Here is a 24,657-nt window from a genome sequence, read left to right as displayed (position 1 = left end):
GGCCCCGTCTACTTGACCTGCTGCCGCCGCACCATCTCGGCGATCCAGGTGGGCGCGAACGGAGACGTGCAGCCCGGAGAGGTCGGGTAGTCCTTGAGTACCTCCAGGCGCTCACCGATGTCGAGGGCACGGGCGCGGAGTTCGGCGTGCTCGATCCCGATCTGGGCCAGGCAGTGGTTCATCGCCCACTGCAGCCGCTCGGGGGCGTCCTTCATCTCCACCTCGATCACAGCGAGCAGCCCCGCCAGGTCGAGGCCCTCGGGCTTCTTCGCGACACGTTCGGTGGTCAGCGCCCAGCCGGCACTCGCGACCACGGGATCCGGATCGGCGAACCAGCTCACGCGCAGCTCTTCGGCGTACGGGCTCTTCTTCACCACGTAGTTCACGAGCCAGTCGTGCACCTTGGGGGTGCGCGCGTCATGCAGCATGGCGTCCAGCTCGTCCCGCTCGAACGCCTTCGGGCGGCAGATCAGGAGCGCCAGCAGTCGCGCCGCGGTGTCACCCGTCTCCCAGAGTTCCCGCGAGAGTTCCTGCTGCGTCTTCAGCCGCTTCGCGACCGCGCGCAGCTTGCTGAGGTTCACCCCGTGATCGTCACCGTGCTTCTCGTTCACCGCGCGTGCTCTGGGGTCCTCCAGCGAGGCCAGTTCGGCCATCACCTCGGCCAACGCCGTCTCGGCCATCTGAGCCTCCTTCCGTCCCGTGCGGGAGTCAGCGTACGACGGCAGCCGGTACCGGTACGGGGTGCGGTGAGCGTTGTCGGTGGTGGCGTCTAGGCTCCCGTCCATGAGTGAGGCAGACAGAGGCTCCGGACGGCGGATCGTCGACGGGCGCTTCGAGTTGGAGGCCCGTCTCGGCGGAGGCGGGATGGGTACCGTCTGGCGGGCCAGGGACGTGGTGCTGCACCGGCTGGTGGCGGTCAAGGAGGTCCGCCCGCCAGACCGGGACCTCGCCGAGTACGACCCCGAGGGCGCGCGGATGTTGCGGGAGCGGGTGCTGCGCGAGGCCAGGGCCCTGGCCCGGATCGACCATCCGAACGTCGTCACCATCCACCACATCGTCGACGGCGGCGAGGGCACCTACCCGTGGCTCGTCATGGAGCTGGTCAGCGGCGGCTCGCTGGCCGACCGGCTGGCCAAGGGACCGATGCCGACGGACGAGGCGGCACGGACCGGCCGGGGAGTACTCGCCGCGCTGACCGCGGCGCACGACGCCGGTATCCAGCACCGGGACGTCAAGCCCGCCAACGTCCTCCTGCGGCCCGACGGGCGGCCGGTGCTCACCGACTTCGGCATCGCCGCGATCCGTGAGGCGACCGGCCTCACCGCCACGGGCTCCATCATCGGTACGCCCGACTTCATGGCCCCGGAGCGCATCTCGGGCCACGAGGGCGGCGCCGCCTCCGACCTGTGGTCGCTGGCGATGATGCTGTACACCGCCGTGGAGGGCCACCACCCGCTGCGCCGCGCCAGCACCCTGGCCACCCTCGCCGCGGTCCTCCACGACGAGGTGCCACCGCCGGTGCGGGCCGGTGCCCTGGGCCCGGTGCTGATGGGCGTACTCGTACGGGACCCCGCGGCACGGCCGTCCACCGCGCTGCTGGACCGACAGCTGGCCGCGATCGAATCGGCGCCCCCGGCCACCTCCACGGCCTCCTGGCACAACGAACCCACCTCCTACCCCCTGACCCCGCCGTCCCCTGCCTCGGCCCCGCGGACCACCGCCGGGTTCGGGCCGCCGCCGGTCGTCCCCGGGCCCGGGAGGACCACGGGCGTGCCGGCGCCCGCACCCGCACCGCCGGCACGCAGGCGTGCACCTGGCCTGATAGCCCTGTTGGGTGTTTCGGGAACCACTCTCACCGCTGTCCTGCTGTGGTGGCTGCTGCCCCTCGGCGGCGACTCGGGTGACGCGGCATCGGGCGCCCCGACGTCCACATCGTCCCCAGGGTCGAGCGCGTCACAGACCATCGCTGCCCCGGATGCCGAGCAGTCCGGGGGTACCGAGAGCGCCTCGCTGCTCACCCCGGACGGCATCCGCTCCGCCATCAAGGCGCTGAAGGAGAAGAGCGGGCGGAACAGGTTCGGTTCCTTCCTCGCGTACCCGGACTCCGTGACGGCCAGCATGATGGTCAACGGCAGCGACACCAAGTACGACGAGTACTCCTACCATCCCGGCGAAGGCGTGGAGAAGGGCACATCCGCGGGCACCCTGTCCACCAGCGAACAACCGGTCGATCTCGACATCTTCAACTGGGACAGGCTTCCCGCCCTCCTCGCGGAGGCGGACAAGAAGCTGAACGTCGACGATCCGGAATACCGCTACCTGTCGCTGAGGCTGCCCGACGCCTCGCGCGACACCCCGGCCGAGATAGCCGTCTACCTCTCGGACGCGTACGGGGCCGGCTTCCTGGAGGCGGACACCCAGGGCAGGGTGACCGACGTGTCACCCGCCAAGGACTGACCGACTCCTCGCCGGGGGATCAGCTGATGCAGACCAGCCCGAGCAGGCAGATCTCTGACGGCGAGGACGAGTCCGACGACGAGGAGGACGACTCGGACGGCGAGGGAGTCGCCGACGAGGTGTCCGTGTCCGACGTACTGGTGCTGTCGGTCGCCGAGGGGGTGGGCGAGGCCGTCGTCTCCGTGACGGTGTCCGTGGCACCGGACACCGCGGAGGCCGTCTGCGACACGGCCGAGGTCGTCGCCGCCGTCAACGGAACCTTGACGCTGTCCTGCTGCACCGCCGTCGGGACCGTCGGCGTGGCCCGGGGCGTGACCGCGGACTGTTCGTGCGGCGTGTTCGCCGTGGCGGAGCCGGGGGTGAGCGGCGAGGTGCGCTCGGCCCGGTGGGTGGTGTCGGTCGGCGTCGACGGGACCGGAACGGAGTCCGTGGCCTCCTCCTCCGCGATCCCCATGACCTCCCGGTCCGGTGCGGTGGCCGTCTGCGTCCGCTCCGTGGACTGGCGGTTCATCGAGGAGACGGTCATGCCTCCGCCGACCAGGGCGACCGCGGTGGCGACCAGGGCCCTGCGCTGCGTCTTCTTCCAGCGTTCCCGCTGACGACGCCGTGCCGCCCGGCCCACAGGCGCGGGGGCCGGGACGTCCCCGTCGTCGTACGGCTGCTCCTGCGGCGCCCGGCCGGGGGCCTCGGCGCCGGAATCCACCTCGTTCCACGGGGCGGCGGCGGCCTGCCGCTCTGCCCCACCCGTCGTGGCGTACGGGGCCCGTGTTCCGACGGCGAGGGGAGCGATGTCCGGGGCGTAGGCGCCGCACCCGGGGCATACGAGGGCGCCGTTGAGATGCCGACGACACGTGGAGCAGTAGTCCATCTGGGGTCTTCCTGTGTTCACTTTCGCACGGGGGAGCGAGTCGCGAGCAAAGGTAGCGAGGCTTTCCAGGGGGTGTGTGCAGCCTGTGTGACGCTCCTGCGCAGATGCGTCCGGGGCCCGGCCGCCGTACGACACATCCGCGTGCCGTTTCCGTGGGTTGCACGGCATTTGGCCCGTACGGGCTTCACAACAGGCCGAGGTCCCGCGCCCGGAGTGCCGCCTGGGTGCGGTCGCGCAGGGCGAGGCGGGTGAGGATGCGGGACACATGGTTCTTGACCGTGCCCTCGCTGACGTACAGACGGGCGGCGATCTCGCGGTTGGTGTGGCCGTGGGCCAGGAGCCGCAGGATGTCCGTCTCGCGCGGGCTCAGCGACACGGCGGGAGGTGCGCCGGCGGGGGAGGGGGACGGCAGGGCGGCGGTGAGGTGGCGGGCGACGGAGGAGTCGAGCTGGGTGACGCCCGCGTGTGCCAGGCGAACCGCGTGGGCGAGTTCCTCGGCGGGCAGGTCCTTGAGCAGATAGCCGTGGGCTCCGGCGCGCAGTGCCTGGACGACGTACTCCTCGTCGTCGAACGTCGTCAGCATCACCACGCGGCACTCCGGGGCCCGGCCGCGCAGGACGGCCACCGCCTCGACGCCGTCCATCTCCGGCATCCGTACGTCCATGAGGACGACGTCCGGTCCCAGTTCGAGGACCTTCGCGACGGCGTCCCGGCCGTCGACCGCCGTACCGACGATTTCGATGCCCGGCCGGATGGACAGCAGGGAGGCGATACCGTCCCGGATGAGCCGCTGGTCGTCGACCACCAGCACCCGCACCGGCGTCGGCTCCTGGTCCATGTCACGCCACCCCCGTCCGCCCGCGCGGAACCGTCACCGTCAGCCGGGTACCGGCGCCCGGACCGCTGTCGATCTGCACCCTCCCGGCCACCAGTTGCACCCGTTCCCGCATCCCGACCAGCCCGAACCCGCCGGCGGCCGTGGCCGGTGCGAAGCCCCGGCCGTCGTCCGTCACCACCAGTCGCGCGGCGTCCCCGGCCAGCCGGACCACCACCGTCACCCGCGAGGCCAGCGCATGGCGGCGCGCGTTGGTCACACCCTCCTGCGCGGCCCGGTACAGGGCGGTCAGCTCGGCCGTGCCGTAGCCGTCCTCGTCGCCGCTCACCTCGACGGTGACCTGCGGCGGCGCCCCGCTGTCGCGCGCCAGGCCGGCCAGCGCCTCCGACAGCGCGGGCCGCACCGCCTCGTCGCGCAGCGCGTGCACCGACTGCCGTACGTCGCCCAGCGCGAGCCGCACCGACTGCCGCGCCTCGTTCAGCGCCCGCTGGGCCGCTTCGGGGTCCAGGGCGCGAAACTCCGAGGCCATCTCCAACTGCACGGACATCGCGGTGAGATGGTGACCCAGGCTGTCGTGGATGTCCCGGGCCAGCCGGTTGCGCTCGGCGGCGGCGGACAGCGCGGCGACCCGGGCGGCGTACTCCTGGAGTTCGAGCCGCGCCCGCTGCTCGCCGACGGCCACGGCGGCCATGGAGAGCGCCAGCACCAGGCCGACGGTGAGCATCAGCAGATCGGAGACGTGTTCAAGGTCGCGGTACCAGCCGGGCGCGGTGAGCAGATACGAGGCGAGCAGCCCGGCGAGGCACAGGGCGCCCAGGGCGAGCGCGGTCGTGCGGCCGAAGGCGAAGTAGGCGGTGAACGGCAGCAGCACGAACAGGACTTGGGACAGCCCCGAGGCGTCGAGGAGCACCACCGCGACGATCAGACCGCACCGCGCCAGCAGCGCCGGCACCCGGGACGCGGGCCGACGCCGTACCGCCGCCTCCAGGGCGAAGAGCGCCCCGATCGCGGCCACGAACCCAGCCGTCCGCCACACGGACGGCCCCGGGCCCTCGCCCAGACCGGCCGCCGCGTAGTACAGACCGCCGACGAGCACCGCGCCGTACAGCAGCGGCGCCACCCACCGCACGGGCACATACGCCGCCATGACACCCCCTCACCCGCTGCCGCCAGGCTAAGGCGCGGGCGGCCCCCGAGGGACCCCGGTGAACGAACCCTGGCCGATCGGCACATGCCGAACGGCCGTACACCGCCCGGGAGATGGTGACCTCCGGCTCCCGATGTCGCCGTCCCGCACCTCCCGCCGCAGGTCGCCCGCTCCCTACGGTTGCCGCCCTGACCCACTGTCCGAGCAACCGGAGCGGTCCCATGTCCTCGCCCCTGCCCACCACTTCGACGACAGCCGATTCGACCACAACCCGTGCCGGCGCCCTCTGCGGAGTGCTGGCCGGTCTGCTGATCGCCCTGCCCGCGCTGGTCGAGATCTTCACCGGGGAGACCTCCGCGACCAGCGTCCCGCTCGCCCTGTCCCCGGCGTTCGCCCTGCCGCTGCTCACCGCGCTGCACCGGCGGCAGAGCCCGGCCGCCGGTCGCTTCGGGGACATCGCCCACACCGTGAACCTCGTCGGCCTCGGCCTTTTCGGCGGGGCCGCGTTCGCCGGGAACCTGGTGCTCTTCTACTTCGACGAGGAGGTTCTGGACGAGACCCTGACCGGCCCCACCGTCCCCGTGCTCATCGGCTCCGCGGCCGTCTTCGCCGTGGGCTGCGCCCTGTTCGGGGCGGCCATGCTCCGTGCGCGGGTGTTCCCGAGGATCCCGTCGTGGGGGTACGCCGTCGTCCTGCCCCTGTTCGCGTTCCTGACCTCACTTCCGGAGTCCCTGCTCACGAGTTCGCTGCACATCCTGGTCGGCGCGATCCTGATCCGGCTCTCGGTCGCGCTCAGTTCCCCTCCGCCGTCGCAAGAGCCCGGTTACGGCGTACCGACGACAGGAACGAGGCCGCGATCAGGATGACGCCGACCAGGCCGGTGATGATCTCGCTGATCTCGTACTGGATGGTGACGAGGAGGATGCCGGCGAGGGCGCCGATCGCGTAGTGGGCGCCGTGCTCCAGGTAGACGTAGTCGTCGAGGGTGCCCTGGCGGACCAGGTAGACGGTGAGGGAACGGACGTACATCGCGCCGATGCCCAGACCGAGCGCCATCCAGAAGATGTGGTTGGTGATGGCGAAGGCGCCGATCACACCGTCGAAGGAGAAGGACGCGTCGAGGACTTCGAGGTAGAGGAAGAGGAAGAAGGCGGCCTTGCCGGCTAGGGCGGCCACCGAGACCGGCTTGCCCTCGGCCCTGGCCTTCTCCTCTTCCTCGTGTTCGTGTTCCTCGTCGTCCTCGAGTCTGTCCTCGAAGTATCCGGAGAGACCGCCGACGACCATGTACGTGATCAGCCCGGCGACTCCGGAGAGCAGTACCGTGGCCGACTTGTCCGCATGGCCCGAGCTGATGTGCGCATGGGTGGCGACGGTCGTCGCCGAGACCAGCAACACGATCAGCGCGACGCACACCGACAGCATGTCGACCTTGCCCAGCCTGGCCAGCGGGCGCTCCAGCCACCCGAGCCACTTGATGTCGCGGTCCTCGAAGATGAAGTCGAGGAAGATCATCAGCAGGAACATGCCACCGAAGGCGGCGATCGCCGGGTGGGCGTCGGTGACGAGATCCTCGTACCGCCCGGGATTGTCGATGGCGAGTTCGACCGCCTCGACGGGACCGACCTTCGCGCTGATGGCGACGATCACGACCGGGAACACCAGCCGCATACCGAACACCGCGATCAGAATGCCGACCGTGAGGAAGAGCCTCTGCCAGAAGGCGTTCATCTTCTTGAGGATTCCGGCGTTGACCACCGCGTTGTCGAAGGACAGCGAGATCTCCAGGACCGACAGGATCAGGACGATCCCGAACGCCTCCCAGCCCCACTGCCACGCGGCGAAGACCAGGCCGGCCACCGTGACGGCGAACGACCACCCGAATGTTCTCCACACCATGGCTACACCGCCGCCTTCACGGCGAGGACCGGGCAGTCGGTGCCCAGCAGGATCTGCTGTGCGGCCGAGCCCGTGATCAGCTTGCCGACCGCGCTCCGGCGCCGCAGGCCGATCACCACGAGGGACACGTCCAGCTTCTCCGCCAGCTCGATGATCTCCTCGGCGGCATCGCCCCCGCCCAGCACCTGGCGGATGTCGAACTCGATGCCCAGCGCGGCGAGATCCTCCCGGACATGCGCCAGATCCGGCTCCTGCGCGAACCGCGGGTCCACATAGGCGTCCCCGCGCGAGGTGTTCACCACCAGCAGCTTCTCGCCGCGCAGCCGGGCCTCGTCGATCCCCGCCCGTAGCGCGGCCTCACCCTCGGGTGAGGGTACGTATCCGACCAGTACGGTCATGTCTGCTCTTCCTCTCAGGCACTCTCAGGCAGTTCGCTCAGGCAGCCGACGTACGGCAATCCGCCGCACCAGCGGCCAGACCAGCACCAGCACGATCACCGCGTACACCGCGTAGGACACCGGTCCGCCCACCAGGCCCGACAGTTCGCCGCCCGACAGCTGCAGTGAGCGCCGCCCTTGCAGTTCGGCCCGTGGGCCGAGGATGACGCCGATGATCAGCGGCAGCACCGGCAGCCCGAACCGCCGCATCGCGAAGCCGAGGAGCCCCAGCGTCAGCAGCAGGAACAGGTCCAGGGGCTGGGCGTTGACGGCGTACGCGCCCATCGACGCGAAGAACAGGATCCCCGCGTAGAGATAGGGGCGAGGTATCTGCAGCAGCTTCGCCCAGGCCGGGGCGAGCGGCAGATTCAGCAGGAGCAGCATCAGATTGCCGACGAACAGGCTGGCGATCAGCACCCAGACCAGGCTCGCCTCCCGCTCGAACAGCAGCGGTCCTGGCTGGATGCCGTACGACTGGAACGCGGCCAGCATGACCGCGGCGGTCGCGTTCGTCGGGAGGCCGATGGCCAGCATCGGGACCAGCGTGCCCGCCGCCGAGGCGTTGTTCGCCGCCTCGGGACCGGCCACGCCCTCGATGGCGCCCTTGCCGAACTCCTCCGGGTGCTTGGTCAGCCGTTTCTCCGTCGCGTACGACAGGAAGGTCGGGATCTCGGCGCCGCCGGCCGGGAGCGCGCCGAACGGGAAGCCGAACGCCGTACCGCGCAGCCACGGCTTCCAGGACCGTTTCCAGTCCTGCTTGCCCATCCACGGCCTGCCGACCGGGATGATCTCGACGGGCTTGCGCCGCAGATGCGCGGCCACCCACAGTGCCTCGCCGACGGCGAAGATACCGACGGCGACCACCACCACGTCGATCCCGTCCGCCAGCTGCGGCGCGCCCAGGGTGAGCCGCTGCTGCCCGGACACGTTGTCCATGCCGACCAGGCCGATCGTCAGACCCAGCAGCAGCGAGATCAGGCCCCGGATGCGGGACGCGCCCAGCACGGACGTGACCGCGATGAAGGACAGCAGCATCAGGGCGAAGTAGTCCGGCGAGCCCAGACTGACCGCGAAGTCCACCACGACCGGGGTGACGAGCACCAGCAGCAGGGTGCCGATCGTGCCCGCCACGAATGAGCCGATGGCGGCGGTGGCGAGGGCCTGCGCCGCTTTGCCCGCCTTGGCCATCCTGTTGCCCTCGATGGCCGTCACCACCGAGGACGACTCGCCGGGGGTGTTCAGCAGGATCGAGGTCGTCGAGCCGCCGTACATCCCGCCGTAGAAGATCCCGGCGAACATGATGAACGCCTGCACCGGCTCCAAGCCGTAGGTGATCGGCAGCAGCAGGGCCACGGTCATCGCCGGACCGATGCCCGGCAGCACCCCCACCGCGGTGCCGACCAGGACGCCGATCAGCGCCAGCAGCAGGTTCATCGGGGCGATGACGTCCTCGAAGCCCTGCATCAGGTTGTTCAGGTTGTCCATCAGAGGATTCCTTGCAGCACACCGGCCGGGAGGTTCACACCGAGCCCGATCGCGAAGGCGTAGAACGTGGTGAGCGACATCGTCACCGCGATCAGCAGATTGCGTACGTAGTGCCGGTTGCCGAGGGCGAACGCCGTTCCCCAGAACAGCAGCGCGCCGCTGATCACCCAGCCGAGCCGTTCGATCAGCACCGCGTTCACCACGAACGCGCCGATCAGCAGCAGTACCGTGCGCCAGTCCGTGCCCTGCGACAGGTCGACGTCCTCGCCGGCCTCCGGCTCACCGTGGCCGCCCCGGGCCACGTCGACCGCGTACGCCACCGCGACCAGCAGGAGCAGTACGCCCAGGATGACGGGGACCGCGCGCGGGCCCACCGGGTCGGTGCTGCTGGTGATGTGCGGGATGCCGAGGCCGTCCACGATCACCGCGATGCCCACCAGGACGAGGAACGCGCACATGCCGTACTGCGCGCGGTCCTTGCCCTGCGGCGGACGGGCGTCCTCGACGCTCCGTTCGTCGACCTGGGAACTCATGCCAGACCGAGCTCGGTCAGCAGGTCGGCGACGGACTTGTCCTGCTCCGTGAGGAAGGAGCCGAAGTCGTCACCGGTGACGAACGCGTCGGTCCAGCCGCGCTTGGTCAGCTCGGACTTCCACTGCGCCGAGTCGTGCATCGTGGTCAGGGAGTCGATCCAGGTCTTCGTCTGCTCGTCGGTGATCCCGGGAGGGGCGACGATCCCGCGCCAGTTGGTGAAGACCAGGTCGATCCCCGAGTCCTTGAGGGTTGGGGCGTCCTTGACGGCGTCGATCGGCTTCTCACTGGTCACCGCCAGGACCCGCACCTGCCCGGCCTCGATCTGGTCGAGGAACTCACCGAACCCACTGGCCCCGAAGGCGATCTTGTTGCCGAGGATGGCGGGCAGCAGCTCACCGCCGCCGTCGTACGAGATGTAGTTGACGTCCTTGGGCTCGATGCCGACCGCCTTCGCCAGCTGCATCGGCAGGAGGTGGTCCGGACCGCCCGGTGACGAGCCGCCGCCCACCGCGACCTTCTTCGGATCCTTCTTCCACGCGGTGACCAGGTCGTCGATCGTCTTGTAGGGGGAGTCCTTCGACACGACGATCGCACCGGCCTCCTCGATCAGCTTGGCGAGGGGCGTGGTGTCGGTGAGCGTCGCCGCCGACTTCGAGGTGTACGAGGAGCCGACGACCCCCAGCCCCATCTGCATGGCGAGCTTGCCGTTGCCCTTCTCGTTCACCAGCCGCTGGAGGCCCACGGTGCCGCCGGCCCCGGGCAGGTTGTACACCTGGGCCCCGGACGCCACCTTGGAGTCCTGCATCACCTGGGCGACGGTCCTGGCAGTGACGTCGTACCCGCTGCCCGGGGTGTTGGGGACCATGATCCGCAGACCGGTGACGGGCTTGCCGCCCGTGCTTCCGCTCCCGGAGTCCTCCTTCTCCGCGGTGGCACCGCAGGCGCTCACGGCGAGTATCGACACAGTGGCAAGAGCTGAGAGAAGTGCGGCTCTGCGAGTTCTCATGGCTCATCTCTTTCGCTTGGGCGAGTCCGGCGCCATGATTGTGCGGCTCGGGGGACACCCCGTCTGCCTTGTGTGACCATTGAAGGTTGAGTTCATAGTGGTCGTTGTGTCACGCCGTCACACGCTCGCCGGTGAGCTGCTGGTATTGCAGCTCACGGGCGTGGTGATGGTGCTTTTCGCGGTCGCCGCGGTGTCGCTGGCGCAGTCGCGGGCGACCTTCGACCGGGTCGAGGGCCGCCGGGTGAGCGCCCTCGCCGAGGAGATGGCCGGAAACCCACTGTTGCGTACCCAGCTCGTCCGTCCCGCTCCCGGCGAGACCCTCGCGCCGCTGCTGCAGACCACCCTGGTCCGGTCGAACGTCACGTCCGTCACGGTCGCCGACGAACACGGCAGGATCGTCGCCTCCACCAACCCCACCCTGGTCGGGACCCGGCTCCCGGTCGACGGGCCCAGCGTCGCGCAGGCGCGCGGCTGGTCCGGGGAGCTGCCGGTGGACGGGGTCCGCGAGCTGGTCGCCCAGGTCCCGGTGCTCGGCGAGGACCTGGATCACGTCGGCGAGCATCTCGGCACGGTCATGATCGGACGCGTCTCACCGACGGTCTGGCAGCGGCTGAGCGGAGCCTCGTCGTATCTGCTCGCCTATCTCGGCATCGCGAGCGTGCTGGGGGTCGCCGGGTCCTGGCTGCTGGCCCGGCGGATCAAGCGCCAGACCTTCGGCCTCGAACCCCGCGAGATCGCGGGCCTCGCCGAGCACCGGGAGGCCATGCTGTTCGGGATCGCCGAGGGCGTGATCTCGCTCGACCCGCACCTGCGGCTCACCCTGGTCAACGAGGTCGGCCGCAAACTGCTCGACCTGCCCGAGGACTGCGTCGGGATGAGCCTGGCCGACCTCGGCATCGAGGGCAGGCTGTACGACGTCCTGGCCGGGACCGGCGGCGAGCAGGGCGCCGAGCACGGCAGCGAGCGGCGCGACGAGGTGGTCGTACGCCGGGGCCGGGTACTGGTGATGAACCGGATGGACGTCACCAAGGACGGCCGTCGGCTCGGCTCGGTGACGACCCTGCGCGACCGTACCGAACTGGCCCAGCTGGAACGGGAGTTGGGCTCCTTCCGCAGCAGCACCGAACTGTTGCGCGCCCAGGCCCACGAGTTCTCCAACCAGCTGCACACCATCTCCGGGCTGATCCAGATCGGCGAGCACGACGAGGTCGTACGGTATGTCCGCGCCCTGCGCAAGCACCGCGAGTCGCTCGACCTGACCCTCACCAGCCGGGTCCGTGACCATGCCGTCGCCGCGCTGCTCACGGCGAAGTCCGCGCTCGCGGCGGAGCGCCGGGTCCAGCTGCGCATCTCGGAACTCACGGCCCTGGACCGGCTGGAGCCGACGGACTCCGCGGACGTGGCGACGGTGGTCGGCAACCTCGTCGACAACGCCCTCGACGCCGCCGCGGCCCCGGACCACGCGGACGAGGCCTGGGTGGAGGTCGAACTGCGCCAGGACGCGTCGAGCGTGGAGATAGTGGTGCGCGACTCGGGCCCGGGCGTGGCCCCTGAGCTGGCGCAGGAGGTGTTCTCCCGGGGCTTCACCACCAAGGCCGCGCAGGGCGGCGACCGGGGGATCGGTCTGGCGCTCACCCGGCTGGTATGCACCCGCAGAGGGGGCGAGGTGTCGGTGGCGAACACCCATCCCGGTGCAGTCTTCACGGCCCGGATGTCCGTGGGTCAGCTCACCGATCGGGAGACGGAGGAGGTCCGATGATCGACGTCCTGGTGGTCGAGGACGACTTCATGGTGGCGCGGATCCACCGGGGGTTCGTCGACGGTGTCGACGGCTTCCGCGTGGTCGGATCGGCGAACTGCGGGGAACAGGCGCTCACCGCCGCCGCCGAGCTGCAGCCCGACCTGGTGCTGCTCGACCTGTATCTGCCCGACATGTTCGGCCTGGATGTCATCCCGAGGCTGCGGACGGCGGCCCAGGACTGCGACGTGCTGGTGATCAGCGCCGCCCGCGAGGCGGAGGCCGTCCGGGGCGCCGTACGCCAGGGAGTGGTCGACTACCTGCTGAAACCCTTCGACGCCGAGGACCTCAAGCACCGGCTGGAGCGCTACAGCGCCCGGCGCGGCAATCTGCACGCCGCCACGGTCAGCGGACAGGCCGACGTGGACCGCGCGCTGGGACGGGTGGCGGCGCCGACGGTGACGCCCACCCTGCCGAAGGGCATGAGCGTGGAGACCGCCGAACTCGTCCAGCGCGCACTGCGCGCGGCCGACGGAACCCTGTCGGCCGCCGAGTGTGCGACGCGGGTCGGCATCTCACGCGTCAGCGCGCGCCGCTACCTCGAGTACCTCAGCGTCACGGGTCAGGCGGTGGTGACACTTCGGTACGGGCAGACGGGGCGCCCCGAGCGGCGCTACCACTGGGACGCCTGACGCAGCCCGCTCGTCGGTCCGGCATCGCCGTCAGCTCCGGTCCGTCCTGGAGAGAGCCTCGGTGATCAGACGGGTGGCGAAGTCCTGGTCGTCCGCGATCCGGTTGATCTTCTCTGCGAGCAGGACCACCGTGCCCTCCAGGGGATTCAGTTCGGCGTCGGTCCAGTCTCCGTACTGCGCACGCCACAGACTGGGGCTCAGACCGGTGCCGGCGGCCACGATCAGACCGGCCATCGTGGGGATGACCTCGGGACGGAAGGTCCTGGGCATCATCCGCATCGCGGCCACGAGGCTGGGCACTGTGTACTCGATGAGGTCCTTGTCGTGCTCCTCGCACATCCTCCTCAGCCACTCCATGAACATGTAGATGAGCGTGCACGCGCCGTCCACCAGTGCGTCGACCCCCGCGGGGCCCATGGACGCGATGTACTGGTCCACCAGCTTCCGCTGTTCGGAGTTGCTGCCGGTCCTGCCGTCGTAGATGGCCTTGAGCTGGGAATCGATGGCCATGAGGGCCGCGCCCACATCTCCGGCAGGAGCGTACTTCGGGTCACAGGGCGATGACATCGGACTCCTCCTCGTACGTCGCAGCGGGTAGCGCTGCATGTCTGTACGGTAGTCGCCGGGCGGACGGGGGTCCGGCGAATCCCGATGCGGCACCCTGTCGGGTGTCCGGCTCAACGGCCCTTGCAGAAAGGCTTTTTGCCCATCGCGGACTCGATGCCGCCGAGGACGAGCCGCTGGTACTCCTCGGCTCCGGGGAACGAGCCGTCCGTGGCGAAGTCCCGGGCGTCGTGGCCGAGGGTGGTGAGCCAGGCGCGGCCGCCGTCGTAGTACTGGCACCAGGCCACCGGGTGGGCCCGGCCGTGCCCGGGATGGCCCAGGTTCCCGGTGACGCCCCTGGCCAGGGTGGATTCGTCGACGGTGGCGAGGACCCGGACCCGCGAGGGTGCCGGGACGAGGTTGTACCACTCGTCGGTGAAGGTCCAGCGGGCCGGGAGCCCCTCGGTGGAGGAGTCGTGCCGGTCCTGGACGACGACCGTGCCGGGCTGCGTCGGACCGTGGTCGTAGAAGTTGGCGCCGCCCAACAGGCCTTCGTACCAGGGCCAGTTGTACTCGGTGCCGAAGGCGTTGTGGATGCCGACAAAGCCTCCGCCGCCCCGGACGTACTGGCGCAGGGCGGTCTGCGCGGCGTCGTCGAGGGTGTCACGGCTGGTGGAGTAGAAGACGACCGCGTTGTACCTGAACAGCTGTCCGGAGGAGGCGAGTTGGGCGACGTCCTCGGTCCAGTCGACACCGAAGCCGTTGTCCTGGCCCAGCTCGACGACCGCGTTCTGCACGACGTTGGCGGTGGTGAGCGCGGGGTTGAGACCGGTGCCGAGGGCCGGGCCCAGGTTGGCGTGGCGGGGTCCCGCCGTACGGGTGTAGAGGAGGACCCGGTAACCGTCGGTGGCCGGGGTGAAGTTGCCCCAGTCGTGGTAGCAGCGGGCGTTGGTACCGCGGCAGACGCCGTAGTCGGGGTCGCCGAGTTCCTGCGCGCCGTTGTGCCCCGCCTGGGCGGAGGCCTGGTATCGGCCGCCGAAGAAGGCGGCCAGGGCGACGAGAACGATCGCCAGGGCAATGGACAGCGGGGTACGGGTTCTTGCCGTCATGGTGGTCCGCCCTCTCACTGGACGACGATCTTGCCGGTGGACTGCGGGAAGGCCGGGTCGTTGTAGAAGTACTCGCCGGCCGTGGCGAAGGTGTGCGTGTACGACTGGCCAGGCATCAGCAAACCGGTGTCGAACTCGGCGTCGAAGAACGCCGCCGCTCCGTGTGCCTGCTTGTTGTCGGCCGGGTTGGTGAAGGTGACCTCGGTGCCGACGGGGACGGTGAGGTGCTGGGGCGCCATGGCGTTCTGGGCGACGGTGTTCTCGGTGGTGCCGGGAGAGCCGGTGCCGGTGTTCCAGATGCGGCCGAGAGTGACGGTGTTGTGCGCTGTCACGCCGGTCACGGCGGCGACGCGGATCTGGTTGCGGCGGGAGGGCGGTGTGGGCGCGGGGGCGGGCGCGACCTTGCCGCCGAGCTTGAAGGCCCACAGGTGGTCGCCGCGCGGGATGTCGGGGAAGGGCAGCCCGTTGCCGCCGGCGAGCACGGCCACGTACTGCTCGCCGTCGATCTCGTACGAGACGGGGATGGTGTTGACGCCGGCGCCGCACTGCCAGGTCCACAGGGTCGCGCCGTCGGTGTCGTCCATCGCTTCGAGGACGCCGTCCGGACGCCCCTGGAAGAGGACCCGGCCCGCGGTCGTGAGGATGCCGTTGCCGTGCGCGAGCGACCAGTCGCCCTCCTTGCGCCAGGCGACCGTGTTCGTCCGCGGGTCCATCGCGACGAGCCCGCCTCCGAACAACTCGCCCAGCGGACGGGCGGTGTTGACCCGGCCGCCACGGGTGTTGGAGTAGGAGGAGTTGACCAGGCCGTAGCCGATGTAGACGTATCCGGTCTTCGGGCTGAAGGAAGGAAAACCCCAGTCGGCGCCGCCGCCCGCGCCCGGGAAGATGATCGTCGCCCGGTCCCAGAACACCGAGTACAGACCGCCGGCCGGATAGAACGGCACCGGCCTGGTCGTCTTGTCGAGGCGCGGGAACGGGTCGGTGAACGGCTCGCCGCCGGGGAACGGCTGGGTGGGTGAGGTCTTCTGCAGGGCGTGCTGGGGGACCGGGCGCTCCTCCATGCCATGGATCGCCTTGCCGGTGCGCCGGTCGAGGATGTAGAACCAGCAGGTCTTGGAGCCGTAGACGACGACCTTGCGTTTCCTGCCGTCGATGAGGAGGTCGGCGAGGACCGGGGCCATGACGTTGTCGGCGTCCCAGATGTCGTGGTGGACCGACTGGAAGTGCCAGCGCCGCTTCCCGGTCTTCGCGTCGATGGCGACGATCGAGTTGGCGAAGAGGTTGTCGCCGCCGCGCGAGGATCCGTCCGTACGGGGATAGGGGTTGCCGAACGTCCAGTAGACCAGGCCGAGTTCGGGGTCCACGGCCGGGTGGATCCAGGGGACCGCGCCGCCGGTCTTCCAGGAGTCGCCCTCCCAGGTGTCGTGCCCGAACTCGCCGGGCCCGGGCGGGCCCCAGAAGGTCCATACGACGTTCCCGGTCGCGGCTTCGAGTGCGTAGCCCCGGCCCCGCGCGCCGGCCGTGGAGCCCTCGGTGCCGACGTAGATCATGCCGTCGAAATGGACTACCGCACCCGCGAGTCCGCCGCTGTTGCCGCCGCACTGGCCGCTGTCGTTGTCGCAGCCGTCGTCACCGCCGTTGTCGTCCACGATCAGCGGCTTCCGCCAGACGACCACGCCGGTGTGCTGGTCGAGCGCGTAGACGATGTTGGCGCCCGAGATGGTGAAGACCTTGCCCTCGGCGACCGCCACGCCCCGCATGTTGGTGGTCTCCGTACCGAGGCTGGTCCGCCACAGGACCTCGCCGGTCCGGCCGTCGACGGCGAAGACGTTCTGCTGGGTGGTCTCGACGTACAGCACCCCGTCCCGTACGACGATCGTGCACTGCTGGTACGCGGAGGCTGAGCCGCCCTCCAGGTTGACGTGCCAGGCGCTGCCGAGTCTCTTGATGTTCTTCGGGGTGATGCCGCGGAGCGTGGAGTGGTTCTGGTTGCCGTAGTTGCCGCCGACCTTGGGCCAGTCGGTGCCCGTGGTGCCGAGTGCGGCGGACTGCGGCGGTACGGGGAGTGCGAGGCCGGAGGCGTTGGCGTCTGCCTCGGCGGGGGAGGTCACGGAGGCGACCGTGGCCGCGCTGCCCGCCGCGGCTGTCAGGAGAAAGGAGCGTCTTTCCATCGTTGAGTTCCCTCGATTCGATCAAGGTCCACCAGATGGTTCGCCGGACCCGGTGTGCGGGTCGGTGTGATGAGGCGTCACGTTAGGGACGGCAGGTGCCGGTGACAAGACGTGCGGCAAGGGTTTTGTACGGTCCTCGGTGCAACCGGGCGCTATCGGCGGGGAGTTGGTGCCGTCAGGTGGACCGGGACCATGGCGGGCGGCATGGGGCTCTTGTTGCGCCGTCCCTGCCCGGTCTCCTCCCAGGCGTGGGCGAGGATGCCGACGCTGCGGCTGAGGACGAACAGCCCGCGGGCCAGCGGCGCCTCGAAGCCCAGCTCGGCGTAGATGACGGCGGTGGCGCCGTCGATGTTCATGGGCACGGGCTTCTTTCCCTCGCGTCCCCGGTTGAGGTACGTCTCCACGGCGCGGGCGGCCCGCAGGTGGGCGCCCTCGACGACACCGTCCGCCACGGCCCGGTCCACCAGGGCGAGCAGCGGGTCACGGCGTGGGTCGCGGGGATGGAAACGGTGACCGAAGCCCGGCAGATAGGGCGAGCGGGCCCGCCACTCGCCGACGACCTCCGCTACGGCACGGTCGAACTCACCGTCGTGGACGTGCCGTTCGCCGATCTCGCCGAGCAGCCGTACACACTGCTGCCCGGCTCCGCCGTGCACGTCCCCGAGCATGTTGACCCCGGTGGCCATCGCGCTGTTCAGCCCGACACCGCAGGTGGCGGCCATCCTGGCGGCGGCGATGGAGGGCGCCTGCGGACCGTGGTCGACGCCCGCCACCAGGGCCGCCTCCAGGAGCGCGGCCTGTTCGGGGCGGGGGAGTTCGCCGCGGAGCAGTAGCCAGATGGTCTCGACGAAGGTCGCGGTGCCGATCAGGTTCTGGACGGGGTGCTCGCGCAGTTCGATGACGCCGGGTTCGACCCGGCTGACGGCGGTGGCCCACCACTGGGCGACCAGCCCGTCCTGCGGCCCGTACGGAGTCCTGTTCTGGGGTCCGGGCGTCATGAGGCCTGCGCCTCGTCGGCCCCCGTCTGCGCGGCCGTCCGTGCCTGGGCGGCCCGGCGCCCGTACGACCGCCAGCGGGCGACGATCCGTCCCCGCTCCTCACCGTGCTGGTCGAGCAGGGGCGGCGGCGAGACCGGCGGAAGGGGTACGCCGTCCACGAGTACGCCGTTGCCGCTGACCCGCAGGGTCCGGCCGGAGCCGTCCGGGTAGGGCAGGTCGGTGAAGAAGCCGCGGTGCGACAGCTGTTCCAGCTCGACGGCCTCGGGAACCGTCAGCACCCGGGCCGCCGGGACACCGGCCGCCGACAACGTTTCCTCCCACTCCAGGGCGGTCCGCCGGCGCAGCGCCGCGTTCAGCTCGGTGTTCAACTCCGCCCGGTGCCGCTTGCGTGCCTCCCGCTCGGCGAACCGCACGTCCTCGACCAGCTCCGGCAGCCCGACCAGACGGCACAGCGTGACGAACTGCTCCTGCCGGTTGGCCGCGATGTTCAGCCCGCCGTCGGCGGTCTCGAAGGTGCCCGAGGGCGCGGCGGTGGCGTTCTGGTCGCCCATCGGCTCCGGGTCCACCCCGCTGACCAGGTAGTTGGAGACGGCCCAGCCCATCGCGGAGAGTGAGACCTCCAGCATGGAGACGTCGAGCCGGACCCCCCGTCCGGTCCGCTCCCGCCCGAGCAGCGCCGCGCTGATCGCGAGGGCCGAGCCGATCCCGCCGAGCGAGTCACAGACCGGGAACCCCACCCTGAGCGGTGCGGTGTCGGTCGTTCCGGTGATGCTCATCATCCCTGACAGGCCCTGGATGATCTGGTCGTAGGCGGGCGCGGTGCTCATCGGCCCGGACTGCCCGAAGCCACTGATCGAGCAGCTCACCAGCCGTGGGTTCAGCTCACCGAGCCGGGCGGGGCCGTAACCCATCCGGGAGAGCACCCCGGCCCGGAAGTTCTCCAGCAGGACGTCGGCGCCGCGCACCAGATCCTCGAAGTCGGCCCGGTCGCCGGGGTCCTTGAGATCGAGGGCGAGGGATTTCTTCCCGGCGTTCTGGGCGAGGAAGGAGGCACCGATACCGGCCCGGTTGAGGTCCGGGTCGGGACCGAGACTCCGGGCGAGATCACCCCTCCCCGGCTGCTCGACCTTGACGACCTCGGCGCCGAGCAGCATGAGGTGATAACTGCAGTACGGTCCTGCGAGCACATTGGTGAGATCGAGTACGCGGATTCCTGAGAGCGGTCGTTCGGCCATGCACCGGCTCCTTCTTCTGCGGTCCGTGCGGGGGGTTCACAGGTGAGCTGGATTCACGGGCGCGGTCGGGTTGCCCCGTTGGGCTACCTCGTGGGGCTGAGCGGATGGTCGAAGCCCTGCTCCGACATCTGCCGGGAGACCGCGCTCAGCGCCTCGGCGAAGCGGGGGACGGCGGTCTCGGGGAAGCGATGGCTGGGCCCGCTGAGCGACAGCGCGGCGACGACGGCCCCGGTGCGCCCGACGACCGGCACGGCCACGGCCGTCAGCCCCTCGTCGCGCTCACCCCGGCTGACCGCGAAGCCGCGCTCCGCCGCCAGGTCCGCCCACACCCGCAGCTGCCGGGCGTGTCCCTCGCCGTGCGGGGAGTCCAGGGCGATCCGGCGCAGCAGGCTGTCGGGAGCCGTACGGAGCAGGATCTTGGACGAGGCGCCGGCCCACAGGGGGAGTTCATCGCCGACCCGCACCACATGACGCAGCGGCTGCGGGCTCTCCTGCTGTGCGACACAGACCCGGGCCAGGCCGCGCAGCATGAACAGGTTGACCGTCTCCTGCTGCTCCTCGGCCAGCTCCCGCATCAACTTGCGGGTCTCGCGGGGGAGTTCCCAGCTGGCGTGCGCCAGATGCGCCCAGCGCCACAGGCCGGGCCCGGCGGTGTAGCCGGCCGGGGTGTCCCAGAGCAGACCGCTCTGTTCGAGGGTCTGCACCAACCGGACCACCGTGGTCTTGGCCAGGCCGGTGGCGTCGACGATCTCCCGCAGCGTGACGGCCGGCCGGTCCTCGGTCAGCAGCCCCAGAATGTCCAGCGCCCTGCGCACACTGCGTACCCCCGTGGCCTCGGTGGTCGCCTCGGCGCTCGTCTCCGCCGCCGTCTCCGTCCGCTCCCGCCCGGTCCCGTCCACGCGCCGTCTCCCTCCGTGCCGGGCCGCCCCCATGGACAGGCCTCGGAACTTTCCTCGAACTGCCCTCTTGTCACCGTGAGTTGGCGCCCGTACGTTACACGCCGAACCACACAGCAGTCCACCGGTACCACTCAGCGGTTTCCTGGGAGGCTTCATGCTGGATTCACTCCTGAAGGCCGGCGCGGACGCGGGCGTGGTCGAGGCGCCCCCGTACATCGCGGGCCGGTGGGGCGGCGAAGGCCCCTCGATGACCCGAACGGGCCCGTATCTGCGACGAGTTGTCAGCCGGACGACCACGGCGACCGGCGAGGAGGTCTCCCGTGCCCTCGACCACGCCGCCGCCTCCGCCCGCACCGTGGCCCGGCTCGCCCCCGCCGCCCGCGCCGACATCCTGGACCGGGCCTCGCGCGCGGCCTCGGCCTACCGCGAGGAACTGGCCCGGCTGTTGGCGCTGGAACTGGGCAAGCCGCTCAAGGACGGGCGCGGGGAGATCGACCGCGTGGCGGACACCTTCGCGGTGTGCGCCTCCGAGGCCCGGCACATCGGCGGCGAGCAACTGCCCGTCGCGGGCTGGGCGCGAGGCATCGGCAACACCGCCCTCACCTACCGCGCACCGGCCGGAGTGGCCCTCGCCATCACCCCGTTCAACGCCCCCGCCAACCTCCTCGCCCACAAACTCGGCGCGTCCTTCGCCGCGGGCAACACCACCCTCGTCAAGGCCCCGCCCCAGGCACCGGCCACGACCGCGGCGGTCGTGGCGCTGCTCCTGGAGTGCGGATTACCCCCGCAGGCCGTGCAGTTGCTGCACGGCGGCGCCGAGGTCGGCGCGCTGCTGTGCGCCGCCGACGAGGTCGCCGTCATCAGCTTCACCGGCAGCGCGGCGAGCGGCCGGGCCGTGGCACGCGCCGCCGGGGCCAAGCGCCTGGTCCTCGAACTGGGCGGGAACGCCGCCACGATCGTCTGCGAGGACGCCGACATCGCCCAGGCCGCGAAGGAATGCGTCCGCACCGGATACAGCAACTCCGGCCAGAGCTGCATCTCCGTCCAGCGCGTCTACGTCCACCGCTCCCGCTACGACGACTTCCTCGACGCCTTCACCGCCGCCGTCGACACCCTGAAGGTCGGCGACCCCCTCGACCCGGACACCGACGTCGGCTCCATGGTCGACGAGGAGGCCGCCGAACGCGTGGTGCGCTGGTCGGCCGAGGCCGCCGCCGCGGGCGCCCGCGTCCTGCGCGGCGGCACCCGGAACGGCGCCACCGCCGCGCCCACGCTGATCGCCGGACCGCCCGAGTCCGCCTCGGTCGTCGTCCACGAGGTCTTCGGGGCGCTGGTCGCGGTCCTCCCGTACGACGACTTCGGCGCCGTCATCGACGCCTGCAACGCCAGCCGCTACGGCCTCCAGGCCGGGCTGTTCACCCGCGACCTGGGCCGGATCGTCACCGCCTGGCGCGAGCTGGAGACCGGCGCGCTGATCGTGGGCGGCAGCTCCAACTACCGCCTCGACCATGTCCCGTTCGGCGGGGTCAAGGACTCCGGCTTCGGCCGCGAGACGCCCCGTTCGATGATCGAGGACTACACGGTCGTCAAGACCCTGATGCTCCGTGGCCTGTCCGTCTGGGGCGATACGACCACCGTGGACGAGGGGAGCGACGCATGACCGTCAGTGCCGCCGAGGCCATGGTCGCCCAACTGGAGTCGTACGGCGTCGAGTTCGTCTTCGGCACCTGCGGCCACACCAACATCGCCCTGCTGGACGCGCTCGGCCCCAGCCGGATCGAGTTCGTGATCGCCCGCCACGAACAGGCCGCCGCCCACGCCGCCGACGGCTACGCCCGCGCCTCCGGCAAGCCCGGCGTCCTGCTCACCCACGTCGGCCCCGGCATGATGAACGCGGTCACCGGCGTGGCCACCGCCGCCCTCGACTCGATCCCGCTGGTCGTCGTCTCCGGCGACATCCCCTCGTACTACGAGGGCCGCCACCCGCACCAGGAGGTCAACCTCCACGCGGACGCCGACCAGACCGCGATCTACCGGCCGTTCACCAAACGCGCCTGGAACGTCCACCGGGTCCAGGACCTGGCCCGCACCACCGAACGGGCGTTCTGGACCGCGACCTCCGGACGGCCCGGAGCCGTACTCGTCAACGTACCGATGGACCTGTTCAACCGGCAGGTCGAGCCGTACGAGGGACAGCACCCCCTGCCCGGCGGCTCGACGCTCCCGGCGATCGACCGCACCACCGCCGAATACATCGCCGAGGCCCTGCTCGGCGCCGAGCGTCCGCTGATCTACTTCGGCGGCGGACTGCGCGAACCGGCCGCCCGCCAGGCCCTGTTGGACCTCGTCGAACACCTCGACATCCCTCTCGCGCACTCCCTGATGGGCAAAGGGGTGCTCCCCGACAGCCACCCCCTGCTGCTCGGCATGCCCGGGTTCTGGGGCCTGGAGGCCACCCACGAACACACCAGGGGCGCCGATGTCGTGCTCGCCCTCGCGACCCGGTTCGCAGAGACCGACGCCAGCTCCTGGGACCCGGCGTACACCTGGACCTTCGGCGACCGGAACAGCCCGCCCAGCCGGCTCCTCCAGATCGACATCGACCCCGCCGAGATCGGCCGCAACTACCCCGTCGAGACCGGCGCCGTCGCCGATGTCGGCGACGCGCTGCGGGTCATCGGCGCGATCGTACGATCCGCCCGGCCCGAACCCGTCGTCAGGCCCGGACTGCGGGAGGGCATCGCCGCCGCCCGCCGGGCCGTCTTCGCCGCCGCCCGCGAGGCCGGGCGCGGCGACGAGTTCCCGCTGCGTCCGCAGCGCATCCTCGCCGACCTGCGCGACGCGCTGCCCGACGACGCGGTGCTCGTCACCGACGTCGGCTGGAACAAGAACGGCGTCGCCCAGTGCTACGAACTCCCCGCAGGCGGGCGGTTCATCACCCCGGGCGGAGCCTCGACCATGGGCTTCGGACCGGCGGCCGCGGTCGGGGTCCAACTGGCCGAGCCCGACCGGGTGGTGGTCGCGCTGATCGGCGACGGCGGGATGAGCGCACAGCTGCCCGCGCTGCCGATGGCCGTCGAACGCGGCCTGCCCGTCGTGTTCGTCGTGATGAACAACCGGGCCCACGGCACCATCGCCGACCTCCAGACCGCGTCGTTCGGACGGTCCTACGGCTGCGAGTTCACCGACGCCGAAGGACGCCCGTACAGCCCCGACTTCGCGGCCCTCGGCCGGTCCTGCGGCGCCGACGGCCACACCGTCACCGCACCCGCCGACCTGGCCAAGGCACTCGCCGACGCGATCGGCCGGCGCCGGACGGCCGTCATCGACGTACCGATGGTCAACGAACCGGTGCCTACACCGGGCCACTGGAACATCAAGGACATCTACCGCGGCTCCTTCGCCGACTGAGAACCCCACGGCAATTCCGAAGACCTTCCCCTCCTCACACCACGAGGTGACCTTCATGAGCCGTATCCCAAGACTGCCCGCAGCGCTGACCCTCGCCCTGGCCCTCGCCGCGTGCAGCGCGCCCGGCGACTCCGGGTCCGACAGCGCGGACTCCTCAGGACCCATCAAGATCGCGGTCGTCGACGCACAGAGCGGCCAGCTCAGCTCGCTCGGCGACTGGGAGTACAAGGGCGCCAAGCTCGCCGTCGACGAGTGGAACAAGAAGGGCGGCATCGACGGCCGCAAGATCCAGCTGAAGCTCTTCGACGACCAGGGCGACCCGACCACCGGCACCAACATCGCCCGGAAACTCGCCGACGAGAACTACATCGCCATGATCGGTACGGCGGAGAGCGCGGTCACCATCGCCATGGGGCCGGTGCTCCAGCAGGCGAAGATCCCCAACATCACCTCCGGGCAGTCCGACGGCCTGGTCGCGCTGAAGAGCCCGTACCTCTTCCTCAACGGGCCGACCAGCACCACCTACGACACGACGCTCGCCGAGTACCTGATCAAGGAGAAGGGCCACCAGAAGATCGCCATGATCACGAACAACGGCTCCTTCGGGAAGGGCGAGCACGACGCCTTCCTCAAGGCCGTCGGCGACCTCGGCGTCAAACCGTCCACCGACCAGGTCGTCACCACCGACCAGAAGGAGTTCAGCGCCGCCCTGACGAAGATCCGGTCCACGAAACCCGAGGTCATCTTCATCGGCTCGGAGGAGGTCGAGGCCGGACTGATCGTCAAACAGGCCCGCGACCTCGGCATCACCGCCCCCTTCGCGGGCGCCGCACCCCAGGGCACCCCCGTCTTCATCGACACCGCGGGCAAGGCCGCTGCCGAGGGCACCATCGTCAGCTCGCCCTATCTCAGCAACGACGTCAGCGACGCCTCGAAGAAGTTCGCCGCCGCCTACCAGACGGCCTACGGCGAGGAGGCGGAGATGCACGGCGCCAAGGCCTACGACGGGGCGAACATCCTGCTCACCGCGCTGCAGACCAGCAAGGGCGCGACCGGCGAGGAACTCGCGGACGCCATCCGCGCCACCCGGTACGAGGGTCTGCTCGGCGACTTCCAGTACGACGAGACCGGCGTCGGCATCACCAGGACCACCATCGGCGTCATCCGCGACGGCAAACTCGTCCCGCAGCAGTAGC

22 protein-coding genes are annotated in these 24,657 nt (G+C 70.6%); 7 read left to right on the top strand and 15 right to left on the bottom strand.

All coding sequences use genetic code 11. The features are described 5' to 3' along the window. Positions 1 to 8: 8 nt before the first annotated feature. Positions 9 to 680, bottom strand: coding sequence for a DNA alkylation repair protein (locus tag ACWCRB_RS09220; RefSeq protein WP_450995435.1), 672 nt, complete (start codon positions 678 to 680; stop codon positions 9 to 11). Positions 681 to 783: 103 nt separating this feature from the next. Between ACWCRB_RS09220 and ACWCRB_RS09215 the strand changes: the two genes are divergently transcribed. Beyond that, positions 784 to 2,457, top strand: a complete 1,674-nt coding sequence (locus tag ACWCRB_RS09215; RefSeq protein ID WP_450995434.1) for a serine/threonine-protein kinase — start codon at positions 784 to 786, stop codon at positions 2,455 to 2,457. 19 nt (positions 2,458 to 2,476) lie between these two features. Here ACWCRB_RS09215 and ACWCRB_RS09210 read toward each other — a convergent pair whose 3' ends face one another. The 3 genes from ACWCRB_RS09210 to ACWCRB_RS09200 all read right to left on the bottom strand — a co-directional run bounded on the left by ACWCRB_RS09210 (position 2,477) and on the right by ACWCRB_RS09200 (position 5,307). Further along, positions 2,477 to 3,325, bottom strand: a complete 849-nt coding sequence (locus ACWCRB_RS09210; RefSeq protein WP_450995433.1) for an SCO2400 family protein — start codon at positions 3,323 to 3,325, stop codon at positions 2,477 to 2,479. 184 nt (positions 3,326 to 3,509) lie between these two features. Then, positions 3,510 to 4,163, bottom strand: coding sequence for a response regulator (locus ACWCRB_RS09205; protein ID WP_450995432.1), 654 nt, complete (start codon positions 4,161 to 4,163; stop codon positions 3,510 to 3,512). A gap of 1 nt (position 4,164) precedes the next feature. Continuing rightward, positions 4,165 to 5,307 carry a sensor histidine kinase gene (locus ACWCRB_RS09200; protein WP_450995431.1) on the bottom strand — a complete coding sequence of 381 codons (1,143 nt, stop codon included), beginning with the start codon at positions 5,305 to 5,307 and terminating at the stop codon, positions 4,165 to 4,167. A gap of 221 nt (positions 5,308 to 5,528) precedes the next feature. Between ACWCRB_RS09200 and ACWCRB_RS09195 the strand changes: the two genes are divergently transcribed. Further along, positions 5,529 to 6,173: a hypothetical protein gene (locus tag ACWCRB_RS09195; protein WP_450995430.1), complete on the top strand. Its 645-nt coding sequence runs from the start codon at positions 5,529 to 5,531 to the stop codon at positions 6,171 to 6,173. Here ACWCRB_RS09195 and ACWCRB_RS09190 read toward each other — a convergent pair. Genes ACWCRB_RS09190 through ACWCRB_RS09170 form a run of 5 tightly spaced genes read right to left on the bottom strand, consistent with a single transcriptional unit; the run spans position 6,100 to position 10,665 of the window. Then, the gene (locus ACWCRB_RS09190; protein WP_450995429.1) at positions 6,100 to 7,203 is read right to left on the bottom strand and encodes a DUF475 domain-containing protein; all 1,104 of its coding nucleotides are present in this window, start codon (positions 7,201 to 7,203) and stop codon (positions 6,100 to 6,102) included. The two genes, ACWCRB_RS09195 and ACWCRB_RS09190, sit on opposite strands and share 74 nt — an antisense overlap. A gap of 2 nt (positions 7,204 to 7,205) precedes the next feature. After that, positions 7,206 to 7,601: a universal stress protein gene (locus ACWCRB_RS09185; protein WP_389349796.1), complete on the bottom strand. Its 396-nt coding sequence runs from the start codon at positions 7,599 to 7,601 to the stop codon at positions 7,206 to 7,208. A gap of 24 nt (positions 7,602 to 7,625) precedes the next feature. Beyond that, a complete protein-coding gene (locus ACWCRB_RS09180) occupies positions 7,626 to 9,125 on the bottom strand; it encodes a tripartite tricarboxylate transporter permease (RefSeq protein WP_450995428.1) in 1,500 nt (499 codons plus the stop codon). Beyond that, complete coding sequence (locus ACWCRB_RS09175; protein WP_450995427.1) at positions 9,125 to 9,658, bottom strand: tripartite tricarboxylate transporter TctB family protein; 534 nt, start codon at positions 9,656 to 9,658, stop codon at positions 9,125 to 9,127. The genes ACWCRB_RS09180 and ACWCRB_RS09175 overlap by 1 nt, the downstream gene beginning before the upstream one ends. Further along, complete coding sequence (locus ACWCRB_RS09170) at positions 9,655 to 10,665, bottom strand: Bug family tripartite tricarboxylate transporter substrate binding protein (RefSeq protein ID WP_450995426.1); 1,011 nt, start codon at positions 10,663 to 10,665, stop codon at positions 9,655 to 9,657. The genes ACWCRB_RS09175 and ACWCRB_RS09170 overlap by 4 nt, the downstream gene beginning before the upstream one ends. 166 nt (positions 10,666 to 10,831) lie before the next feature. Here ACWCRB_RS09170 and ACWCRB_RS09165 point away from each other — a divergent pair, with 166 nt between their 5' ends. Together ACWCRB_RS09165 and ACWCRB_RS09160 are read left to right on the top strand one after the other, a co-directional pair. Beyond that, entirely contained in the window at positions 10,832 to 12,424 is a 1,593-nt protein-coding gene (locus ACWCRB_RS09165; RefSeq protein WP_450995485.1) for an ATP-binding protein, read from the top strand. Continuing rightward, the gene (locus ACWCRB_RS09160) at positions 12,421 to 13,095 is read left to right on the top strand and encodes a response regulator (protein WP_450995425.1); all 675 of its coding nucleotides are present in this window, start codon (positions 12,421 to 12,423) and stop codon (positions 13,093 to 13,095) included. The genes ACWCRB_RS09165 and ACWCRB_RS09160 overlap by 4 nt, the downstream gene beginning before the upstream one ends. 30 nt (positions 13,096 to 13,125) lie before the next feature. On the opposite strand, the gene ACWCRB_RS09155 is transcribed toward ACWCRB_RS09160, so the two are convergent. The 6 genes from ACWCRB_RS09155 to ACWCRB_RS09130 form a co-directional block, all read right to left on the bottom strand. Then, a complete protein-coding gene (locus ACWCRB_RS09155; protein WP_450995424.1) occupies positions 13,126 to 13,662 on the bottom strand; it encodes a hypothetical protein in 537 nt (178 codons plus the stop codon). A gap of 110 nt (positions 13,663 to 13,772) precedes the next feature. Then, the gene (locus ACWCRB_RS09150; RefSeq protein ID WP_450995423.1) at positions 13,773 to 14,747 is read right to left on the bottom strand and encodes a ThuA domain-containing protein; all 975 of its coding nucleotides are present in this window, start codon (positions 14,745 to 14,747) and stop codon (positions 13,773 to 13,775) included. Positions 14,748 to 14,761: 14 nt separating this feature from the next. Further along, positions 14,762 to 16,918, bottom strand: a complete 2,157-nt coding sequence (locus ACWCRB_RS09145; RefSeq protein ID WP_450995422.1) for an outer membrane protein assembly factor BamB family protein — start codon at positions 16,916 to 16,918, stop codon at positions 14,762 to 14,764. 152 nt (positions 16,919 to 17,070) lie between these two features. Continuing rightward, on the bottom strand, positions 17,071 to 17,916 hold the full coding sequence (locus ACWCRB_RS09140) for a citryl-CoA lyase (protein ID WP_450995421.1): 846 nt from the start codon (positions 17,914 to 17,916) through the stop codon (positions 17,071 to 17,073). Then, positions 17,913 to 19,151, bottom strand: a complete 1,239-nt coding sequence (locus ACWCRB_RS09135; RefSeq protein ID WP_450995420.1) for a CaiB/BaiF CoA transferase family protein — start codon at positions 19,149 to 19,151, stop codon at positions 17,913 to 17,915. The genes ACWCRB_RS09140 and ACWCRB_RS09135 overlap by 4 nt, the downstream gene beginning before the upstream one ends. Positions 19,152 to 19,234: 83 nt before the next feature. After that, the gene (locus tag ACWCRB_RS09130) at positions 19,235 to 20,050 is read right to left on the bottom strand and encodes an IclR family transcriptional regulator (protein WP_450995419.1); all 816 of its coding nucleotides are present in this window, start codon (positions 20,048 to 20,050) and stop codon (positions 19,235 to 19,237) included. A 154-nt stretch (positions 20,051 to 20,204) separates the two neighbouring features. Between ACWCRB_RS09130 and ACWCRB_RS09125 the strand changes: the two genes are divergently transcribed. From ACWCRB_RS09125 to ACWCRB_RS09115, 3 genes are read left to right on the top strand one after another with little or no spacing between them, the layout of a single operon-like run. After that, a complete protein-coding gene (locus ACWCRB_RS09125) occupies positions 20,205 to 21,710 on the top strand; it encodes an aldehyde dehydrogenase family protein (RefSeq protein ID WP_450995418.1) in 1,506 nt (501 codons plus the stop codon). Then, positions 21,707 to 23,461, top strand: a complete 1,755-nt coding sequence (locus ACWCRB_RS09120; RefSeq protein ID WP_450995417.1) for a thiamine pyrophosphate-binding protein — start codon at positions 21,707 to 21,709, stop codon at positions 23,459 to 23,461. The genes ACWCRB_RS09125 and ACWCRB_RS09120 overlap by 4 nt, the downstream gene beginning before the upstream one ends. A gap of 55 nt (positions 23,462 to 23,516) precedes the next feature. Next, positions 23,517 to 24,656, top strand: a complete 1,140-nt coding sequence (locus ACWCRB_RS09115; protein WP_450995416.1) for an ABC transporter substrate-binding protein — start codon at positions 23,517 to 23,519, stop codon at positions 24,654 to 24,656. Position 24,657 lies beyond the last annotated feature (1 nt).

The sequence above is a fragment of the Streptomyces sp. NPDC002156 genome (assembly GCF_053593675.1).
Note: the sequence above shows the minus strand (reverse complement) of the source record. Positions and strands in the feature narration are given on the sequence as shown.

Bases quoted from the DNA above. Each gene is read 5' to 3' on its own strand.
- ACWCRB_RS09180 (WP_450995428.1), bottom strand. From the start codon at position 9,125: ATGGACAACCTGAACAACCTGATGCAGGGCTTCGAGGACGTCATCGCC.
- ACWCRB_RS09190 (WP_450995429.1), bottom strand. From the start codon at position 7,203: ATGGTGTGGAGAACATTCGGGTGGTCGTTCGCCGTCACGGTGGCCGGC.
- ACWCRB_RS09175 (WP_450995427.1), bottom strand. From the start codon at position 9,658: ATGAGTTCCCAGGTCGACGAACGGAGCGTCGAGGACGCCCGTCCGCCG.
- ACWCRB_RS09140 (WP_450995421.1), bottom strand. From the start codon at position 17,916: ATGACGCCCGGACCCCAGAACAGGACTCCGTACGGGCCGCAGGACGGG.
- ACWCRB_RS09220 (WP_450995435.1), bottom strand. From the start codon at position 680: ATGGCCGAGACGGCGTTGGCCGAGGTGATGGCCGAACTGGCCTCGCTG.
- ACWCRB_RS09125 (WP_450995418.1), top strand. From the start codon at position 20,205: ATGCTGGATTCACTCCTGAAGGCCGGCGCGGACGCGGGCGTGGTCGAG.
- ACWCRB_RS09205 (WP_450995432.1), bottom strand. From the start codon at position 4,163: ATGGACCAGGAGCCGACGCCGGTGCGGGTGCTGGTGGTCGACGACCAG.
- ACWCRB_RS09195 (WP_450995430.1), top strand. From the start codon at position 5,529: ATGTCCTCGCCCCTGCCCACCACTTCGACGACAGCCGATTCGACCACA.
- ACWCRB_RS09210 (WP_450995433.1), bottom strand. From the start codon at position 3,325: ATGGACTACTGCTCCACGTGTCGTCGGCATCTCAACGGCGCCCTCGTA.
- ACWCRB_RS09150 (WP_450995423.1), bottom strand. From the start codon at position 14,747: ATGACGGCAAGAACCCGTACCCCGCTGTCCATTGCCCTGGCGATCGTT.
- ACWCRB_RS09185 (WP_389349796.1), bottom strand. From the start codon at position 7,601: ATGACCGTACTGGTCGGATACGTACCCTCACCCGAGGGTGAGGCCGCG.
- ACWCRB_RS09165 (WP_450995485.1), top strand. From the start codon at position 10,832: ATGGTGCTTTTCGCGGTCGCCGCGGTGTCGCTGGCGCAGTCGCGGGCG.
- ACWCRB_RS09215 (WP_450995434.1), top strand. From the start codon at position 784: ATGAGTGAGGCAGACAGAGGCTCCGGACGGCGGATCGTCGACGGGCGC.
- ACWCRB_RS09160 (WP_450995425.1), top strand. From the start codon at position 12,421: ATGATCGACGTCCTGGTGGTCGAGGACGACTTCATGGTGGCGCGGATC.
- ACWCRB_RS09155 (WP_450995424.1), bottom strand. From the start codon at position 13,662: ATGTCATCGCCCTGTGACCCGAAGTACGCTCCTGCCGGAGATGTGGGC.
- ACWCRB_RS09135 (WP_450995420.1), bottom strand. From the start codon at position 19,151: ATGGCCGAACGACCGCTCTCAGGAATCCGCGTACTCGATCTCACCAAT.
- ACWCRB_RS09120 (WP_450995417.1), top strand. From the start codon at position 21,707: ATGACCGTCAGTGCCGCCGAGGCCATGGTCGCCCAACTGGAGTCGTAC.
- ACWCRB_RS09170 (WP_450995426.1), bottom strand. From the start codon at position 10,665: ATGAGAACTCGCAGAGCCGCACTTCTCTCAGCTCTTGCCACTGTGTCG.
- ACWCRB_RS09145 (WP_450995422.1), bottom strand. From the start codon at position 16,918: ATGGAAAGACGCTCCTTTCTCCTGACAGCCGCGGCGGGCAGCGCGGCC.
- ACWCRB_RS09115 (WP_450995416.1), top strand. From the start codon at position 23,517: ATGAGCCGTATCCCAAGACTGCCCGCAGCGCTGACCCTCGCCCTGGCC.
- ACWCRB_RS09200 (WP_450995431.1), bottom strand. From the start codon at position 5,307: ATGGCGGCGTATGTGCCCGTGCGGTGGGTGGCGCCGCTGCTGTACGGC.